General features: G+C 37.8%; 14 protein-coding genes, 1 tRNA gene and 2 rRNA genes (1 of these 17 only partly in view). 8 read left to right on the forward strand and 9 right to left on the reverse strand.

Annotated features, from left to right (window positions below):
• The first annotated feature begins 204 nt into the window (after window positions 1-204).
• Window positions 205-1062, forward strand: coding sequence for an AraC family transcriptional regulator (locus LNQ81_RS04845; protein WP_229945040.1), 858 nt, complete (start codon window positions 205-207; stop codon window positions 1060-1062).
• A 37-nt stretch (window positions 1063-1099) separates the two neighbouring features.
• Entirely contained in the window at window positions 1100-2245 is a 1146-nt protein-coding gene (locus LNQ81_RS04850) for an agmatine deiminase family protein (protein ID WP_229945041.1), read from the forward strand.
• Between the two features lie 184 nt (window positions 2246-2429).
• On the opposite strand, the gene LNQ81_RS04855 is transcribed toward LNQ81_RS04850, so the two are convergent.
• Window positions 2430-2900 (reverse strand): thioredoxin family protein, encoded by a 471-nt coding sequence (locus LNQ81_RS04855; RefSeq protein ID WP_229945042.1) that lies wholly within the window; start codon window positions 2898-2900, stop codon window positions 2430-2432.
• Between the two features lie 16 nt (window positions 2901-2916).
• Window positions 2917-5187 carry a TonB-dependent receptor gene (locus tag LNQ81_RS04860; RefSeq protein WP_229945043.1) on the reverse strand — a complete coding sequence of 757 codons (2271 nt, stop codon included), beginning with the start codon at window positions 5185-5187 and terminating at the stop codon, window positions 2917-2919.
• Between the two features lie 85 nt (window positions 5188-5272).
• Here LNQ81_RS04860 and LNQ81_RS04865 point away from each other — a divergent pair, with 85 nt between their 5' ends.
• On the forward strand, window positions 5273-5929 hold the full coding sequence (locus LNQ81_RS04865) for a metal-dependent transcriptional regulator (RefSeq protein ID WP_229945044.1): 657 nt from the start codon (window positions 5273-5275) through the stop codon (window positions 5927-5929).
• Window positions 5930-5970: 41 nt separating this feature from the next.
• Here the strand turns inward: LNQ81_RS04865 and LNQ81_RS04870 are convergent, their stop codons facing one another.
• A complete protein-coding gene (locus tag LNQ81_RS04870; protein ID WP_229945045.1) occupies window positions 5971-6906 on the reverse strand; it encodes a siderophore ABC transporter substrate-binding protein in 936 nt (311 codons plus the stop codon).
• A gap of 163 nt (window positions 6907-7069) precedes the next feature.
• On the opposite strand from LNQ81_RS04870, the gene LNQ81_RS04875 reads away from it, so the two are divergent.
• The 3 genes from LNQ81_RS04875 (at window position 7070) to aspS (ending at window position 11181) form a co-directional block, all read left to right on the forward strand.
• Complete coding sequence (locus LNQ81_RS04875; RefSeq protein ID WP_229945046.1) at window positions 7070-8140, forward strand: NADH:flavin oxidoreductase/NADH oxidase; 1071 nt, start codon at window positions 7070-7072, stop codon at window positions 8138-8140.
• Between the two features lie 34 nt (window positions 8141-8174).
• Entirely contained in the window at window positions 8175-9329 is a 1155-nt protein-coding gene (locus LNQ81_RS04880) for an MFS transporter (protein ID WP_229945047.1), read from the forward strand.
• A 94-nt stretch (window positions 9330-9423) separates the two neighbouring features.
• Complete coding sequence (gene aspS / locus LNQ81_RS04885) at window positions 9424-11181, forward strand: aspartate--tRNA ligase (protein WP_229945048.1); 1758 nt, start codon at window positions 9424-9426, stop codon at window positions 11179-11181.
• A gap of 61 nt (window positions 11182-11242) precedes the next feature.
• On the opposite strand, the gene pth is transcribed toward aspS, so the two are convergent.
• The 3 genes from pth to LNQ81_RS04900 all read right to left on the reverse strand — a co-directional run bounded on the left by pth (window position 11243) and on the right by LNQ81_RS04900 (window position 13517).
• Window positions 11243-11809: an aminoacyl-tRNA hydrolase gene (gene pth, locus LNQ81_RS04890; RefSeq protein WP_229945049.1), complete on the reverse strand. Its 567-nt coding sequence runs from the start codon at window positions 11807-11809 to the stop codon at window positions 11243-11245.
• A 129-nt stretch (window positions 11810-11938) separates the two neighbouring features.
• Complete coding sequence (locus tag LNQ81_RS04895) at window positions 11939-12547, reverse strand: 50S ribosomal protein L25/general stress protein Ctc (protein ID WP_229945050.1); 609 nt, start codon at window positions 12545-12547, stop codon at window positions 11939-11941.
• A 28-nt stretch (window positions 12548-12575) separates the two neighbouring features.
• Window positions 12576-13517, reverse strand: coding sequence for a ribose-phosphate pyrophosphokinase (locus tag LNQ81_RS04900; RefSeq protein ID WP_229945051.1), 942 nt, complete (start codon window positions 13515-13517; stop codon window positions 12576-12578).
• A gap of 158 nt (window positions 13518-13675) precedes the next feature.
• Here LNQ81_RS04900 and LNQ81_RS04905 point away from each other — a divergent pair.
• Window positions 13676-13755: transfer RNA gene (locus LNQ81_RS04905), tRNA-Leu, on the forward strand.
• Window positions 13756-13811: 56 nt separating this feature from the next.
• Here the strand turns inward: LNQ81_RS04905 and LNQ81_RS04910 are convergent.
• Window positions 13812-14306, reverse strand: a complete 495-nt coding sequence (locus LNQ81_RS04910) for a DinB family protein (RefSeq protein WP_229945052.1) — start codon at window positions 14304-14306, stop codon at window positions 13812-13814.
• Window positions 14307-14598: 292 nt separating this feature from the next.
• Between LNQ81_RS04910 and LNQ81_RS04915 the strand changes: the two genes are divergently transcribed.
• A complete protein-coding gene (locus LNQ81_RS04915; protein WP_229945053.1) occupies window positions 14599-15093 on the forward strand; it encodes a regulatory protein RecX in 495 nt (164 codons plus the stop codon).
• A gap of 175 nt (window positions 15094-15268) precedes the next feature.
• Here LNQ81_RS04915 and rrf read toward each other — a convergent pair.
• Both rrf and LNQ81_RS04925 read right to left on the reverse strand, forming a co-directional pair.
• Window positions 15269-15378 (reverse strand): 5S ribosomal RNA (rrf, locus tag LNQ81_RS04920).
• A 134-nt stretch (window positions 15379-15512) separates the two neighbouring features.
• A 23S ribosomal RNA gene (locus LNQ81_RS04925) occupies window positions 15513-18055 on the reverse strand (it continues 352 nt past the right edge of the window).

Genomic DNA, 18055 nt, shown 5'->3' on the forward strand with positions numbered 1-18055 from the left:
TGTTCCCGATATGCTCGGATAGTGATAGGCTCATTTATAGCACTTTTTAGCCCATCACATGCCCATCACATGCCGACCATCAGCCGACCACCACCTAAAAAGCTGTAAAAAAATCAATAGTTAAGGTCACTTTACTTCGTATAAAAAGCCTCATTATTCTTAACTTTAGCTCAATAATAATCTCCTCTATGACTACTTAACTATATGGATATACACCGAATACAAAAACTCTTAGCATTCATAGAAGCAAATAGTCATCGAAAGATAACCCCTGAGGAATTGGAGGATGTGTCTCATTACTCTTATCGAAACATACAGCGAATCTTCTTAGCGCTGACTAAAGAAACGATAGGCAGATGTATCACACGTCTGCGATTAGAGAACGCCTATAAACTACTTATATATTCAGATTTACCAATTACAGAGATAGCCTTTAATGTAGGATTTGAGAGTAACCAATCTTTTGCGAAAGCGTTTAAACAGAAGTTTGGCATTACACCACTTAATGCGAGAAAGAATAAAGCGAAGGTATTCATTCCTTATATAACGTCACATCTAATAGATAGTAACGATCTTGCGTTTGACTATGTATTTATACCTCCCTTAGCAGTCTATTATAATGTATATATCACTAATGATTATAACACTGATGCTATTAACACGATATGGCAACAGGTAGATAACTATATATCCTCTACCACAGACACAATGTTGTTTGGGATAATCATCGATCAACCTCTTATCTCTGACAAAACCAGAACTCGCTACGAAGCCTGTATGACTAAAGTTACAGATACTAAACCATTCTTAAAGAAGACTATTTTCGGACAGTGGTATGCGAGATATACACATCCTGATAATCATACCCCAATAGAGGATACCTACCGAAATATCTACTATCAGTGGATGAACGCTCCCTCTTATACGATAAATGCTACACCTATCATAGAACAATATCTTCCTAATGAGGTGTTAGCTGATATGTGGGCAACGCATATTCTAATTCCTGTCGAAAAGAAACTTGTCAATTTAGAACAATCCGACATCACTGACTTGAAGTAATTTTGTCTCTATAATTAATCATCAAAATAACAGAACGATGTTCCTAAAGACCGTTGCCTTAAGTCTAACCTTATCTATGCTAAATCAATCCTGTAATGCGTCTGATCATGTAGATACAGATCCACCTACAAAAATGAAACAAACTACATACACATTTCCAGAAGAGTCTGCTCCTCATGAGGGGACTTGGCTACAGTGGCCTCATCAGTATCAGCATGGGATAGATTATCCAGACGAATTAGATCAAATATGGGTAGAGATGACTAAGGCGCTACAGTCTACAGAAAGGGTACACCTTATCGCTTATAATGAGATAGAAAGAGTACGCATCACGGATCTACTTGTGGAGAATGATGTACCGTTAGCGAATATCGACTTCAAGATATATAAGACTGATGACGTATGGATACGAGATAACGGCCCTATCTATGTTCTTGATAACAAGGTTCTCCTTGTTATACAGGATTGGGGCTTTAATGGATGGGGAGAGAAGTTTGATTACGAACGATGTAATACTATCCCTACCTTAATCGCTAAAGACACGAATACTCAGGTAGTGAACCTAAATGATATAATGGTAAACGAAGGAGGTGCTGTAGAACTTGATCCCAATGGAGTATTCCTTGCTACTAAAAGTGCGATACTTAGTCAATATCCTACTAACTCGATTAGAAATAAAGGGATGTCTCAGGCGAAAGCAGAAGAAATATTCTCTCAATACTTAGGTGTCAAAAAGTTTATTTGGTTAGAAGGTGGATTCTCAAAAGAAGATATTACAGATATGCACATAGATGGTATAGCTAAGTTTGTAAGTAGTGATGTGATGGTGACGATGAGTAAAAAAGATTTGTCAGAGTGGGGAGTATCCCCATCAGATATTACTACTTTATACACAGCTACGAATATAGAGAATAAGGAATACACTAAAGTAGCATTGCCCCTGACTAATAAAAACGTAACTACACCCTCGGGAGTGAACCTGTATTATAAGGGAAGTTATATTAACTACTATGTCGCTAATGATAAGGTACTAGTGCCTAACTATAATGATGTGAATGATAAAGTGGCTAATGAACTAATCGCTAATTTATACCCAGGACGAAAGGTGATCGGTATCGATATCCGCAACCTATATGCTTATGGGGGTATGATACACTGTGTGACACAACAGCAACCTAAATAATAACAATAAGAGCCTTACACATCGGTGAATGTGTAAGGCTCTTTTAATTCTAGCCATAATATAGTATGACTAGAATAGGGATAGGTGAATAAAAAGCAAAAAGTATCTGTGTACGATGACCTCGCAACATTTCTAAAATTGGGAAATACTAAGAAAATAGGTTTTATATTATCACAGATACCGACTATCCCTTATTTGTTGTTTTGATGGTATTCAATATTTTATACATATCATCAGGTTTGACATACGCGAAGTGTCGATAGAGTACCTCGAGTTTCTCATTCAGAAATATAACAGCTGGATAAGCATTAGACTGAGCTAATTCTTTAGCTAACTCGTGCTGCTTCGCATGGACACCTGTCTTTCTCAGCTCATAACGCTTTCCTTTATACTCTATAGCTTCTTCTTGTTCTGCATTAAAAGAGATGAAATAAAAATCTTCATCTAACTTTTGCTTCACTTTATCATTGTTCAACGTCTTCTTTTTCATCAGGGCACAATAGCTACACCAGTCTGTATGCATAAATACAACAACGGGTTTAGGGTCAGTAGCCATTACTTGCTCTAACTCCGAAAACATTATCTCTTTGGGTTGAGCATAGAGCACTAACCCAAAGAAATAACTAAACATGAAAAAAAAATAAAATCTCGTCATTCTGCTTATGTGCTAACTAAAAAATGTTATATCTCACTCCTAAGAATCCTCTTATCCCTTGTAATGGGGTATAGCTATAATCGTTTGGTTCGAAGATTACATCATTTCTACCTGGAGGTGGTGCTACACCATTACCTGGCTCTCCGAATGGATCCCACCATCTCGCGATAGTATCTTCTTTAGGCAGGGTGTTGAATAAGTTCTTTACACCCCCATAAATTTGGATACCATTATTAAACTTCTTTGTTATCTGTACGTTTGCGATAACAGCCCATGGCGAATATTCTGGTCTATAATCATTCTCTACGCGAGGTAATCTCATGGGTCCCTTCCAATCTGAAGTCAAGTCCGCAGTGAATCCATCACCGAAATTATAACTCGCGATAAAGTTACCTGACCATTTAGGAGAGTGATAGATTTGCTCACGTACACCATCTTCTTTTCTAAATACATCCATATAAGTAGCTCCTGCCATCAACTTCAGTGGGAAGTCAAATGTCACATCTACGTTAAGAGATACCCCTTTAGAGATAGCGTGCCCATCTAGGTTAGCATAGATGATCTTAGTTTGGTCTGTATCTGTATCTGCATCAATCTTATTCGTGAAATAAGTATAGAACCCGTTCAAATCGAAATTAAACACTCCGAAATTAGAAGGTACTTTCACTGTATAGTTGATATTAGCATTGTATGATTTCTCTGGATCTAGTTTCTCAGCGAATACTACTTCTCTAGCTCCTGATAATGCTCTGTGATCTTCTGTGAAGACATTCACTACACGGAATCCTGTACCAAAACTCCCTCTTAATGTATGGTGTGGATGAGGTGTGTACTTATATCCTAGTCGTGGAGAGTGAATCCCCTTATGCGTCTTATCATAATCAAAACGGTATCCTAACAATACTTTATTCTTTTTGTTAAGCGTCCATTCATCTTGAATGAAGATACCAGGTATTGGTGTTTCTTCTGGTTGATTCCTTACTAATCCGTTCTCATCATAGATACCCGTAGCACGAGTATTGTCATCATAATAAGTGTACTTAAATGACGAACCTACTAAAAGACTGTGGTTTCCTAAGGTTTTGTCCCAATAAGCTTGAGCGAAAGCTACTTGTTGTTTCGCATCATAAGACTCTGCCCCATACATAGAGTTTTGCTTGTGATAGATATAAGAGAACTGTGTATAGATATTCTCTGTAGTTGGTAACTGGTACATCCCAATCGCTTCGAAGCGGTTAGTGAAGATGCTCTCTGCATATACCTCTTCTCCTCCGCGGTGTTGCTTGCGCTTCCAGTTAGTCTCTCCACCCCATCTGTCTTCATATACATAGCGCAATGCAAGACTAGCTACTTTATCATCCTTTCTCTTTAGAGATACTTTATTGAATAACGATACTCTGTCTTGCTGAGTTACGTCTGTAAAACCTTCCCCATTTTTATCTTTTCGTTCACCGAACTTAAAGTAGTTCCCTCCGAAAAGTCCTTTTACTTTATTCCCTAGTTTATAACTAGCTCCTAAATCAATATTGTTCTCTAACCAAGTCGTACTAAAGGCATCTACACTTAACTTCGCTGCGTGCTCTGGATCTTTAGTAATCACGTTGATAATACCACCCATCGCTTCTGTTCCGTATAGTGAAGACGCTGGTCCCTTTACCACTTCTACTCTCTCTATCATATTCGTCGGGATACCGAATAGTCCGTATACAGTCGATAGAGAAGATACGATAGGCATACCGTCTATAAGGATCATAGTATAGGGTCCTTCCATACCATTGATATGGATATCTCCTGTGTTACATACATTACAGTTTAGTTGAGGTTGCACTCCGTTTATCATCTGTACTGCGTCAAACAAACTAGCAGTAGGATTCTTCTCAAAGAATGCTGGCGTATATATCTCTACAGGTACTACTGCTTCTGACTTTAGCACAGGCTTCAATGTACCAGAGATAACAATCTCGTCTAGATTAGCATCCTCTTTTAGTTCGAAAGATACTGTACTCGTCTGAGTTCCTTTTACAGTTACCTTTTTAGTCTGAGCTACAAAACCAACGAAGTCTGCCTTCACTGTATAGGTTCCTTCTTTTAATGACTCGAAAGTAAAACCACCTTGCTCATCAGTGACTACCCCTTTATCTGTCCCAACTAATGTAACTGTAGCATAAGAAAGTACAGTGCCATTAGAAAGAACTTTTCCTTTGATATTTTGAGCATAAGTGTTCAATGCAAAAAAGAGACAAAGAAAAATATTTATTGTTACAAGTTTAAAAATACTTTTATACATGGCTTTTGATTAAATTTAGGCAAAGCTAAAAATTAATTTGTAATTAAAAAAACACTAACTTTGTATTTAAACAAAAAAACATTCCATGCTTACTTATTCAGAAGAGAATTATTTAAAAACTATATTCCATTTATCACTAGGGCAAACTCAAGGAATTTCGACCAATGCTATTGCTGCAAAAATCGAAACTAAGGCTTCGTCTGTGACTGATATGATAAAGAAGCTAAATGATAAAGAGCTGATTAAATATCAAAAGTATCAAGGAGTTACACTTACTCCTAAGGGAGTCATGGCTGCTAAAATGATCGTGAGAAAGCACAGACTATGGGAGGTATTCTTAGTGGATAAACTTGGATTTAATTGGGATGAAGTTCACGATGTCGCAGAAGAATTAGAACATATAAAGTCAGAAAAGTTAATTAATAAATTAGATGCTTTTCTAGGATTCCCTACAGAAGATCCTCATGGAGACCCTATTCCTAACGAAAAAGGAGAAATAAAACAGATCGATAAGAAGTTATTATCCGACGTAGAAGTGAATAAAGAAGTCGTATGTGTAGGAGTAAAAGACTCATCTACAGAGTTTTTACAATACTTAGATAAACAAAAAATCTCTTTAGGTTCAAAATTAGAGATATTAGATATAGAACCTTTCGATCAGTCATACACTATCAAAGTAGACGACCACACGATTACCATCACAAAAAAAATAGCAAGTAATCTGTTTGTTAAAAAACAATAGACATAAAAAAAAGCTTCTCTTTCGAGAAGCTTTTTACTTTATTATTTGTACGCTTTCATTACTTCATCTAACATGATGTTTAGAGAGATATACCCTCCTCCTGCTAGATACCATGCATTAGGATCTAGATAAACAATCTTGCCATTCTTATACGCATTGGTTTTTTGAATCAATGGATTTTCCACTTCTTTCTTATCAGCATTTACATTTTCCATTACAGCACCTCTATCGATGATAAAGATAATATCAGGGTTGTGCTCTAATACAAATTCACTAGATACAACATTACCGTGATCACTTCCTCCCATTAGACCAGCTGCTGCAGACTTCACTCCTAAGTCATTAAAGATATATCCATAACGAGAGTCCTCTCCGAATGCACTATAGCTCTTATTATTATATAAAATCAATAAGGCTTTAGCATCGCTCTTATTAATTACTTCTTTCATCTCAGTTACTTTAGCGACGATATTTTCAATCAATTTATCTGCCTTATCTTCTACTTGAAAAACAGAACCAATTGTTTTTAAATTCTCCTTTGTACTTGCTAAATAATTACTCCCTGATATTCCTAAAGAGATCGTAGGTGCAATCTTTGAGAACTCTGGGTAATCTTTATCAAACCAATTACTCATAATGATTAGATCTGGATTTACTGAACTTACTAACTCAAAGTTAGGCTGCATAAAAGATCCTACATTCACAATACTCTCATCATCTGCATACTTAGAAAGGAAGTTAGGACTATATACCTTAGCCATCCCTTTAAATGGTATGCCTAACTCTGCCATATTCTCCATCGCTCCCACGTCGAACACTACTACATTCTCTAGTTTTTTATTAAAACTAACTGATCTACCCATGTTCTCTATCGTACTCGTCTCTTCAGAAGAAGCTTTAGTATTTTCTTTCTTACAACCTACAAAAAGCATGGCTATTAGTACTGTGCTACTAATAACCTTAGAAATCATTCTCATTATATCTTTATTTAAATTAATTATAAATAACAAATATAGGGTTACTTGAGAAAAACTCCTCTAATTATTGTAACTTTTATTGCTGAAAATATCTTTTAGGACAAAAGACCTTCTATTCTATTTTGGATTTAATAATTTTGCACCACCAAACAACACAGAAATTATGAAAACTCTATTTTCTCCTTTAAAACTAAGGGACAACACTTTACACAATAAAATCATTGTTTCACCTATGTGTCAGTATTCTGCGAAAGATGGTTTTGCGAGTGATTGGCATCTTATACACTATGGCCAATTTGCGATAGGAAAAGCTGCTGCTATTGTACAAGAAGCGACTGCTGTGACTCCTGAAGGTCGAATAACCTATGCTGATTTAGGAATATGGTCTGATGAGCATATAGTGAAACTAAAGCAAATAACGGAGTTTATAAAAAGTCAAGGTTCTGTACCTGGTATACAATTAGCACATGCAGGAAGAAAAGCGAGCTGTGACAAGCCATGGATAAATAGAGCACAGATAGCTCCTCATAGTGAGAACGGGTGGCAAACTATAGCTCCTTCTGCAATTGCCTTCAACGAAGGAGAAAACCTTCCGATAGCAATGGATAATGCAGAAATAAAGAGAACAATAGAAGCTTTTAAACAAGGAGCTGAACGTGCTGTAAAAGCAGGCTATGAAATCATAGAGCTACATGGTGCACATGGTTACTTACTACATCAATTCTTATCTCCCTTAACGAATCTACGTACAGATGAATATGGAGGTTCTTTTGAGAATAGAACTAGATTAGTCTTAGAAGTCATAGAGGCTGTTAAACCTGTCTTGACTACTCAAAGTCTGTGGTTAAGAATATCAGCTACTGACTGGGCTGATGGAGGATGGACTCTAGAAGAAAGTATAGAACTCGCTAAAATAGTATATGATAAAGGGGTAGAACTTATAGATGTAAGTACAGGAGGACTAGTAAGACATCAACAAATAAAAGTTGAGATTAATTACCAAGTTCCTTTTGCAGAAGCCATAAAACAACAAACCAATATATTAGTAGGAACAGTAGGTCTTATCAAAACGGGGCAACAGGCAGAAGATATCCTGAAGGCCAATCAAGCTGATTGTATCTTACTTGGTAGAGAATTTCTAAGAGACCCTCATTTCGTCATGAGAGCAGCTAATGAACTGGGTGTGAGTTTAGAATGGGCTAATCAATACGAAAGAGGAAAAGAAACAATATAATATTTTATAAAAATTAAAACTCAGTAAAACAACAATGAACAAAAGTTTAATAGCATTAGCAGTAGGTGGACTAGCCATCGGAATGACAGAATTCTCAATGATGGGATTACTTCCCACTATTGCTAATGATTTACAAATAAGTATTCCTAAAGCGGGTAACTTTATCTCTACATATGCCCTAGGTGTTGTAGTAGGGGCTCCCTTATTAGTAATGTCTTCTAATAAGTATGCTCCTCACAAAGTGCTAATGGCACTGATGGTAATGTTCTCATTCTTCCATTTGTTATTCGTTATATCGCCAAGCTATACAACACTAATCATATCTAGGTTTATGTCTGGACTTCCACATGGAGCATTCTTTGGGGTAGGATCTGTAGTAGCTACTCGATTAGCCAAAAAAGGTAAGGAGGCTCAAGCTGTAGCGATTATGTTCGCAGGTTTAACCACCGCCAACTTAGTAGGAGTACCATTAAGTACATATATCGGACAGGAATTCTCATGGCGAACAGCTTATATGCTTATCGCTTCATTAGGTATTATATCAGCATTAACAATAGCGGCTTGGGTACCAAAATTAGAGGCAGATAAAGAAACAAATCTTAAGAAACAGACTGCTTTCTTTAAAACTCCTATAGCATGGGTATTAGTAGCTCTCATTTCGATAGGTACGGGAGGTTTATTTGCATGGATCAGTTATATCGCACCAATGATGACTAATATCGCTCAAATCTCTGAAGCTAGAATACCTCTAGTAATGACATTAGTAGGTTTAGGAATGTTTATGGGTAACTTCGTAGGAGGAAAATTAGCAGATACCTTCCCACCTGCAAAGGCGGTAATCTTTTCATTTTGTGGAATGGCAATTTGTTTAATTATCGTATATTACACTGTTCATATTCAATGGATGGCATACGCAATGTCTCTTGTAACAGGGTTAGTAGCATTCACTATTGGATCACCATTACAAATGTTATTAATTAACAATGCGAAGGGGTCTGAAATGTTAGCAGCTTCGGCTGGTCAGGCATCTTTTAATATTGGTAATGCATTAGGTGCATCATTAGGAGGTATTCCTATCACAATGGGATTTGGATATAATTCGCCAGAGTGGATAGGTGCAGGATTAGCACTATGTGGAGCATTACTTGCCTATGTATTCATCCGTATGAAAAGAAATGCAACAACTTAAAACACAAATAGAGTAAAAACTAAAACATATTGTCTCTGCTTTTATTCTATCATTCACAATAAGTTTATAAATTTGTAGGAAATAATTTTTAGCAATGTACAGAACGCATAATTGCGGAGCCTTAAGAGCTTCGGATATAAATACAGAAGTTGCCCTTTCAGGATGGGTAAGCAAGCATCGCGATAAAGGTTTTATGATTTGGATCGACTTACGTGACCGCTATGGTATCACACAGTTAATCTTTGATGCAGAGAGAACTGATAAAGCAGTATTCGAAGCAGCTAAAAACCTTGGAAGAGAGTTTGTAATTCAAGTAAAAGGACAAGTAATCGAACGTGCTTCTAAGAATCCTAATATCCCTACAGGAGATATCGAGATCTTAGTTCACACACTTACAGTATTAAACGAGTCTGCTGTACCTCCATTCACTATCGAAGACGATACTGATGGTGGTGAGGACATCCGTATGAAATACCGTTACTTAGATATCCGTAGAAACCCAGTGAAAAACAACCTATTGTTTAGACACAAGGTAGCTCAAGAGGTTAGAAATTATCTTTCTGCACAAGATTTCTGTGAGGTAGAGACACCTTACTTAATTAGTTCTACTCCAGAAGGAGCACGTGATTTCGTGGTGCCTTCTCGTATGAACGCAGGTCAATTCTACGCTTTACCACAATCACCACAAACTTTCAAGCAATTGTTGATGGTAGGTGGTATGGATAGATACTTCCAAATCGTGAAGTGTTTCCGTGATGAGGATTTACGTGCTGATAGACAACCTGAGTTTACTCAGATAGACTGTGAGATGACATTCGTAAATCAAGAGGATATTATGGATACATTCGAAGGAATGACTAAACACTTATTAAAGTCTATTCACGGTATAGAGGTGGAGCAATTCCCTCGTATGACTTTTGAAGAAGCGATGCGCAAATATGGTAATGACAAACCAGATATCCGTTTTGGTATGGAATTCGGTGAATTAAATGCTGTAGCTCAACATAAAGAATTCGGTGTATTTAACAGTGCTGAGTTAGTAGTAGGTATTGCTGTGCCTGGTGCTGCAGCCTATACACGTAAAGAGATAGATGCTCTTATCGACTGGGTTAAACGTCCACAAGTAGGTGCATCAGGAATGGTGTACTGTAAATGTGAAGTTGATGGTACATTCAAATCTTCTGTAGATAAATTCTATGACCAAGAAGATCTTAAACAATGGGCTGAAGTAACTGGTGCTAAAGCTGGTGACTTAATCTTAGTATTATCAGGACCTGCTAACAAAACAAGAGGACAGTTAAGTGCTCTTCGTATGGAATTAGGTAACCGTATGGGATTAAGAAAGTCAGATGAGTTCGCTCCGTTATGGGTAATTGATTTCCCATTATTCGAGTATGATGAAGAAGCAAAACGCTACTTCGCTATGCACCACCCATTCACATCTCCTAAAGTAGAAGATATCGCTTTATTAGATACTGATCCAGGTAAGGTACGTGCTAATGCTTATGATATGGTATTAAACGGTAACGAAATCGGAGGAGGTTCTATTCGTATCCACGATAAAGCTACACAAGAGTTAATGTTTAAACACCTTGGATTTAGCAAAGAGGAAGCAGAGAAACAATTTGGCTTCTTAATGAATGCATTCCAATATGGAGCACCACCTCATGGAGGGTTAGCTTTTGGTTTGGATAGGTTAGTTGCCATCTTAGGAGGACAAGAGACCATTAGAGATTTCATCGCGTTCCCTAAAAACAACTCTGGTAGAGACGTTATGATTGACGCTCCAGCGACAATCACTCCAGAACAATTAGAAGAATTACATATTACAGTAGTACAGCCACAAGCATAATAATAGAAAAGGGAGTTACTAATTCAAGTAACTCCCTTTTTATATCTACCCTTTTTGAAACTTACTTTCCATTATAAGTATTCATAGCATTGTTAAGTCCTGCAAGAGCAAACTCTTGTATTGCCTTAGAGGCTATTTTAAGACGTTCTGGTAGAAGTTCTTTCTCCTTATCGTCCCATACTCCCAAAACATAATCTACTTGCTGTCCTTTCTTAAATTCATCACTAATCCCAAATCTAAAACGTGGGTATGCTGCTGAGTTTAATGTAGCTTGTATACTCTTAAGTCCGTTGTGTCCTCCGTCAGATCCTTTTGCTTTAATCCTGATTGTACCAAAAGCAAGATTCAAATCATCTGTAATGACAAGTATATTCTCAACAGGTATCTTTTCCTTCTCCATCCAATACTGCACAGCCTTCCCACTAAGGTTCATATAAGTATTAGGTTTAAGAAGTAACAGTGTTCTTCCTTTAACCTTCACTTCAGCTAAACTTCCTAGTTTTACAGTTTGCCAGTCACCACCAAGTTCTCTCGCTATTTCGTCTACTACCTTAAACCCGATATTATGACGTGTATTAATATATTCAGCACCTATATTTCCTAATCCGATAATTAAAAACTTCTTCATCTCTCTATTAATGACATAATTAATTGAATTGCAAAAATACATTAAACGAGATAAGTAACCTTATATATAGCACAAAAAAAAGCATCTGTGTAAACACAGATGCCTTTGGAAAATATCTTGCTAAAAAAATTATTTTTTCTTTGCAGGAGTTTTTGCTGCTTTTGCTGCTTCTTGAGCTGCTTTCATAGCTGCACGAGAAATTCTTACTTGACAGATTACAGTGTTATCAGTGTGTAACAATTTATAATTGTTAACAGCAACGTCAGTAACATATAATTTGTTACCCATTTCTAAATGAGAGATGTTTACTTCAACGAAATCAGGTAAGTTAGCTGGTAAAGCTCTTACTTTTAATTTACGTAAGTTTAAGTTTAATACACCTCCAGCCATTACACCTTTAGCATTTCCGTTAAGCTTAACAGGAACTTCTAATGTAATTTCTTTATCCTCGTGTAATTGGTAGAAATCAATGTGTAAGATTTCATCAGATACTGGGTGAAATTGGATATCTTGTAAGATAGCGTTGAAAGTTTTTCCACCTTCCAATTCAATTACCACTGTGTGTACGTTTGGAGTGTAAACTAAATTTTTGAATGCTTTCTCTTCTGCTGAAAAGTGCACAGCTGCTTCAGTTCCTCCGTATAACACGCAAGGTACCAATCCAGCATTACGTAAGGCTTTAGTTGATACTTTACCTACGCTTTCTCTTTCTGATCCTTTAATCGTAATTGATTTCATTTAAATATATTTAAAAAATTAATAAATTCTAAACTACAAAAGTCTTACTAATAGACTCGTTAGCATGTACATTATGCATAACTTCTCCAAACAATGGCGCACAACTCAATACTTTAATCTTATCACAAGGTTTCTTCAAAGGAATTGAATCTGTAACGATTAATTCTTGAATAGCCGATTGTTCAATCTTTTCGTAAGCACTCCCTGATAATATAGCATGTGTACAGATAGCTCTAACACTTAATGCTCCTCTTTCAATCATCATATCTGCAGCTTTTGCTAACGTTCCTCCCGTATCAATCATATCATCAACTAGAATAACATTACGACCAGTAACATCACCTATCAATTCCATCTTGTCAATGATATTAGCTTGCTTACGTTGTTTGTAACAAATAACTACATCTGATTCTAAAAACTTAGAATATGCATAAGCTCTTTTAGATCCTCCCATATCAGGAGATGCAATAGTTAAATTATCTAACTTTAAGCTCTTTACATATGGTAAGAAAATAGTTGAAGCATATAAATGATCAACTGGTTTCTCAAAGAATCCTTGAATTTGATCTGCATGTAAATCCATTGTCATGATACGAGTAGCACCTGCAGATTCAAGCAATTTAGCAACTAACTTAGCCCCTATTGGAACCCTTGGTTTGTCTTTTCTATCTTGTCTTGCCCATCCAAAATATGGAATTACAGCTGTAATATGTCTTGCCGATGCACGTTTAGCTGCATCACACATTAATAACAATTCCATCAGATTATCTGATGACGGGAATGTAGAACATACTAAGAAGACTCTTCGTCCTCTAATTGATTCTTCAAAAGAAGGTTGAAACTCTCCATCACTATAGTGAGATAAAGTAACCTTTCCTAGCTCTACTCCGTATGCTTTTGCAATTTTCTCAGCAAGCTCAACGCTTTGAGCACAAGCAAAAATCTTAGCGTCTGGTTCGAAATGTGACATTATATAATTAGTTGTTATGTTGCGAGTTAGAACTCGATGTGTTTTATCGAGCGGTGCAAATTTATAAAATATTAATTGAGAAAACGATTTTTTTAAGCATTTTTCTTTGTAACTAATTTTTTTTATCTACATTTGCACTCACAAACAATAAGTCATCAGCCCGGATGGCGGAATTGGTAGACGCGCACGACTCAAACTCGTGTTCCTCGGAGTGTGGGTTCGATTCCCACTCCGGGCACAAAAAAAGCCTAACTCAATGAGTTGGGCTTTTTTATTTATCTAATTTCTTCTTTCTTATCTTACATCGTCTGCAGAAGGTCCATACATTCCTGGAATAGCTACATCTAATAAACGCAAATAAACAGATAGCTGTCCTCTATGGTGGTAAATATGATTATTGACAAGAAACCTAGTAGCTCCTACCTTTGGCATAGCGACAATCACGTGATCTCCAGATTTTAATTTCCATTCAGTCATCCACTTTTCTTCATCAAATATATTTAAAGCTGAAATAACAGCCTTTTCATACTTGTCTAAAAGAACTAATAAGTCTTCTGTAGTTTGCGCCTCTAAAGGCTTATAATCGCCTTGAAAATCCAAGAAATCTCTTGTAAGTATATTCTCCGTCCAAATTGTCAATTCAACTATATGCTTTGACAAATCTCCAACACTCATAGACCTTATATGGGGTTTCCATCCCCACTTGTCATTCGGTACACAAGCAATAATTTTTTTTGTACTACTTATTTCCTGTGCTAACTCTAACAAAAAGCTCTTAGTTATTCCCATAATTATAATTTTAGTACTAAAGATAATATATATTATTACCACAAGCTATCATTACAACTTAAAAAAAACACTTTATTAATCATTAATATTCCATCAAATAATTTATACCAAGCATTTCAATATAACAATCTGCTTTCCTTTTCAAAATTTAGTAACTTCGCTAAAGCTTTATCTAATGTTAGTTATTATATGTTCATAAAAACTAAATACTCAAACTACAAGATGAGTCTCATAATAAAGAACAAAACAACTAACATTCGTAAATGCACATAAAAACTAGATACCTAAAACTTTGGAGAACAAAAAAAGCACATACTTAACATTAACACAAGTTAAAAACAAGCTAGAACATTTCTGCGCTTACCAAGAAAGATGTCACACAGAGGTTACAACTAAACTTTATAACCTAAAAATATCTTCTGAAGAACATGACGAAATTATCGTTCACTTAATAGAACATAATTTTTTAAATGAGGAACGTTTTGCTTGTTCTTTTGCAAGAGGTAAACACAGAATAAGCGGTTGGGGCAAGAATAGGATACTTGGAGAGTTAAAAATGAGAAAAATATCTTCTTTTCTAATTAAAAAAGCTTTTAGAGAAATAGACGACGAAATGTATTTCGAAACATTACATAAAATAGCTCTCGTAAAATGGAACTCATTAACAGATGAAGACAATAATAAGAAAAATCAAAAACTTATTGGTTACCTTCATAGAAAGGGATACGAAATGGAATATATATTAGATAAATTAACAGACCTACAAAACACGATAAAAGAACCTTAGAACAAGGTTCTTTTTTTATTTCAAGCTAACTTATAGATATTAAAGCTAGAAAGAATCAATCTTTAAGAATAACTAAATCTTCATTTACAAATTCAAAAGAAATGAAGAATCATCCTTATCGCAATATTTATAAAACAAAAAATCCCCAACCTCATACGAGATTGGGGATTCTAAAGAAAGGCGGCGACATACTCTCCCACTGGTTAGCAGTACCATCTGCGCTAGCGGGCTTAACTTCTCTGTTCGAAATGGATAGAGGTGAGCCCCGCTGCAATAACCACCTTAAATCGGTTGTTACATTGACGTAACTAATATTTTTGAACTATATTGATATGCCTTAACTACTTTGTTAGACTTTTTTTGAATACAAGCGTTTTGTTTTAGAAAGTTGCCCTCCCCTTGTATTAAACAAGGGGAGTACACATAAGCTTACGGGTTATTAGTACTACTCGACTCTGACATTACTGCCTTTACATCTATAGCCTATCAACGTTGTAATCTCCAACGACCCTTTAAAGAAATCTCATCTTGTGGTGGGTTTCGCACTTATATGCTTTCAGCGCTTATCCCTTCCCAACGTAGCTACTCTGCGATGCCCCTGGCGAGACAACAGATGCACTAGAGGTTGGTCCAAATCGGTCCTCTCGTACTAGATTCAGATCCACTCAAATTTCTAACGCCCACAGTAGATAGAGACCGAACTGTCTCACGACGTTCTGAACCCAGCTCGCGTGCCACTTTAATGGGCGAACAGCCCAACCCTTGGGACCTTCTCCAGCCCCAGGATGTGACGAGCCGACATCGAGGTGCCAAACCCCCCCGTCGATATGAGCTCTTGGGGGAGATCAGCCTGTTATCCCCGGCGTACCTTTTATCCTTTGAGCGATGGCCCTTCCATGCGGAACCACCGGATCACTATGCTCTACTTTCGTACCTGATCGACCTGTATGTCTCTCAGTCAAGCTCCCTTATACCATTGCACTCTACGCACGGTTACCAAGCGTGCTGAGGGAACCTTTAGAAGCCTCCGTTACTCTTTTGGAGGCGACCACCCCAGTCAAACTACCCACCAAGCAATGTCCTCCACAATCGCGGAGTTAGATCTCAAATAAGCAAAGGGTGGTATTTCAACAATGACTCCACAACGCCTAGCGACGCCATTTCACAGTCTCCCACCTATCCTACACATCACTTATCCAAGAACAATACTAAGCTATAGTAAAGGTGCACAGGGTCTTTTCGTCCCACTGCGGGTAATCGGCATCTTCACCGATACTACAATTTCACCGAGCTCATGGCTGAGACAGTGTCCAGATCGTTACACCATTCGTGCAGGTCGGAACTTACCCGACAAGGAATTTCGCTACCTTAGGACCGTTATAGTTACGGCCGCCGTTTACTGGGGCTTCAATTCAATGCTTCTAAACAATTGCTCATCTATAACATCTCCTCTTAACCTTCCAGCACCGGGCAGGTGTCAGGCCCTATACTTCATCTTACGATTTTGCAGAGCCCTGTGTTTTTGATAAACAGTCGCCTGGACCTTTTCACTGCGGCCAGCATTGCTGCTGGCGACCTTTCTCCCGAAGTTACAGGTCTATTTTGCCTAGTTCCTTAGCCATGAATCTCTCGAGCGCCTTAGGATACTCTCCTCGACTACCTGTGTCGGTTTACGGTACGGGTACTTATAATCTAAGTTTAGAAGCTTTTCTTGACAGCCCTTAGGCACACTATCTCGTTGTCCGAAGACGCAAAGTACTATCGCATTTCTCCTAGTCTGACGCATTTTACTATCAAACCAATAGGTACGTGCTTCAACGAACTATTCCGTCAGTTCGCGGTGCTTTCATCACTGTGTCACTCCATCACAATTATAAGTAGTACGGGAATATTAACCCGTTGGCCATCGACGTCCCCCTTCGGGTGTGCCTTAGGTCCCGACTAACCCTAAGCTGATTAGCATAGCTCAGGAATCCTTAGTCTTACGGCGGGGGTGTTTCTCGCACCCCTTATCGTTACTTATGCCTACATTTTCTTTTCTAAAAGGTCCAGCAATTCTCACAAATCACCTTCTACCCCGTTAGAATGCTCCCCTACCACTCTCGCATATGATGCGAAAATCCATAGCTTCGGTAGTATACTTATGCCCGATTATTATCCATGCTCGATCGCTCGACTAGTGAGCTGTTACGCACTCTTTAAATGAATGGCTGCTTCCAAGCCAACATCCTAGCTGTCTGGGCAATCAAACCGCGTTATTTCAACTTAGTATACATTTGGGGACCTTAGCTGATGGTCTGGGTTCTTTCCCTCTCGGACATGGACCTTAGCACCCATGCCCTCACTGATAGGTATCATTACTTAGCATTCGGAGTTTGTCAGGAATTGGTAGGCGGTGAAGCCCCCGCATCCAATCAGTAGCTCTACCTCTAAGTAACTATCGACTATCGCTGCACCTAAATGCATTTCGGGGAGTACGAGCTATTTCCGAGTTTGATTGGCCTTTCACCCCTACCCACAGGTCATCCGAAAACTTTTCAGCGTTAAACGGTTCGGTCCTCCATTTAGTGTTACCTAAACTTCAACCTGCCCATGGGTAGATCACACGGTTTCGCGTCTACCACTACTGACTAAAGCGCCCTATTAAGACTCGCTTTCGCTACGGATCCATGACTTAATCACTTATCCTTGCCAGCAACGGTAACTCGTAGGCTCATTATGCAAAAGGCACGCCGTCACTTCACGTAGAAGCTCCGACCGCTTGTAGGCGTATGGTTTCAGGATCTATTTCACTCCGTTATTCACGGTTCTTTTCACCTTTCCCTCACGGTACTGGTTCACTATCGGTCTCTCAGGAGTATTTAGCCTTGGCGGATGGTCCCGCCGGATTCAATCAAGGTTTCACGTGCCCCGACCTACTCAGGATACCACTATTCTTATCTTCTCTTACTTATACGGGACT

This window comes from Myroides oncorhynchi, assembly GCF_020905415.1.
GTDB classification, from domain to species: Bacteria; Bacteroidota; Bacteroidia; order Flavobacteriales; family Flavobacteriaceae; genus Flavobacterium; species Flavobacterium oncorhynchi_A.

Coding starts and splice junctions, on each gene's coding strand:
- LNQ81_RS04860 (WP_229945043.1), bottom strand. CDS start 5,187: ATGTATAAAAGTATTTTTAAACTTGTAACAATAAATATTTTTCTTTGT.
- LNQ81_RS04850 (WP_229945041.1), top strand. CDS start 1,100: ATGTTCCTAAAGACCGTTGCCTTAAGTCTAACCTTATCTATGCTAAAT.
- LNQ81_RS04900 (WP_229945051.1), bottom strand. CDS start 13,517: ATGTCACATTTCGAACCAGACGCTAAGATTTTTGCTTGTGCTCAAAGC.
- LNQ81_RS04880 (WP_229945047.1), top strand. CDS start 8,175: ATGAACAAAAGTTTAATAGCATTAGCAGTAGGTGGACTAGCCATCGGA.
- pth (WP_229945049.1), bottom strand. CDS start 11,809: ATGAAGAAGTTTTTAATTATCGGATTAGGAAATATAGGTGCTGAATAT.
- LNQ81_RS04845 (WP_229945040.1), top strand. CDS start 205: ATGGATATACACCGAATACAAAAACTCTTAGCATTCATAGAAGCAAAT.
- LNQ81_RS04865 (WP_229945044.1), top strand. CDS start 5,273: ATGCTTACTTATTCAGAAGAGAATTATTTAAAAACTATATTCCATTTA.
- LNQ81_RS04870 (WP_229945045.1), bottom strand. CDS start 6,906: ATGAGAATGATTTCTAAGGTTATTAGTAGCACAGTACTAATAGCCATG.
- LNQ81_RS04855 (WP_229945042.1), bottom strand. CDS start 2,900: ATGACGAGATTTTATTTTTTTTTCATGTTTAGTTATTTCTTTGGGTTA.
- aspS (WP_229945048.1), top strand. CDS start 9,424: ATGTACAGAACGCATAATTGCGGAGCCTTAAGAGCTTCGGATATAAAT.
- LNQ81_RS04875 (WP_229945046.1), top strand. CDS start 7,070: ATGAAAACTCTATTTTCTCCTTTAAAACTAAGGGACAACACTTTACAC.
- LNQ81_RS04910 (WP_229945052.1), bottom strand. CDS start 14,306: ATGGGAATAACTAAGAGCTTTTTGTTAGAGTTAGCACAGGAAATAAGT.
- LNQ81_RS04895 (WP_229945050.1), bottom strand. CDS start 12,547: ATGAAATCAATTACGATTAAAGGATCAGAAAGAGAAAGCGTAGGTAAA.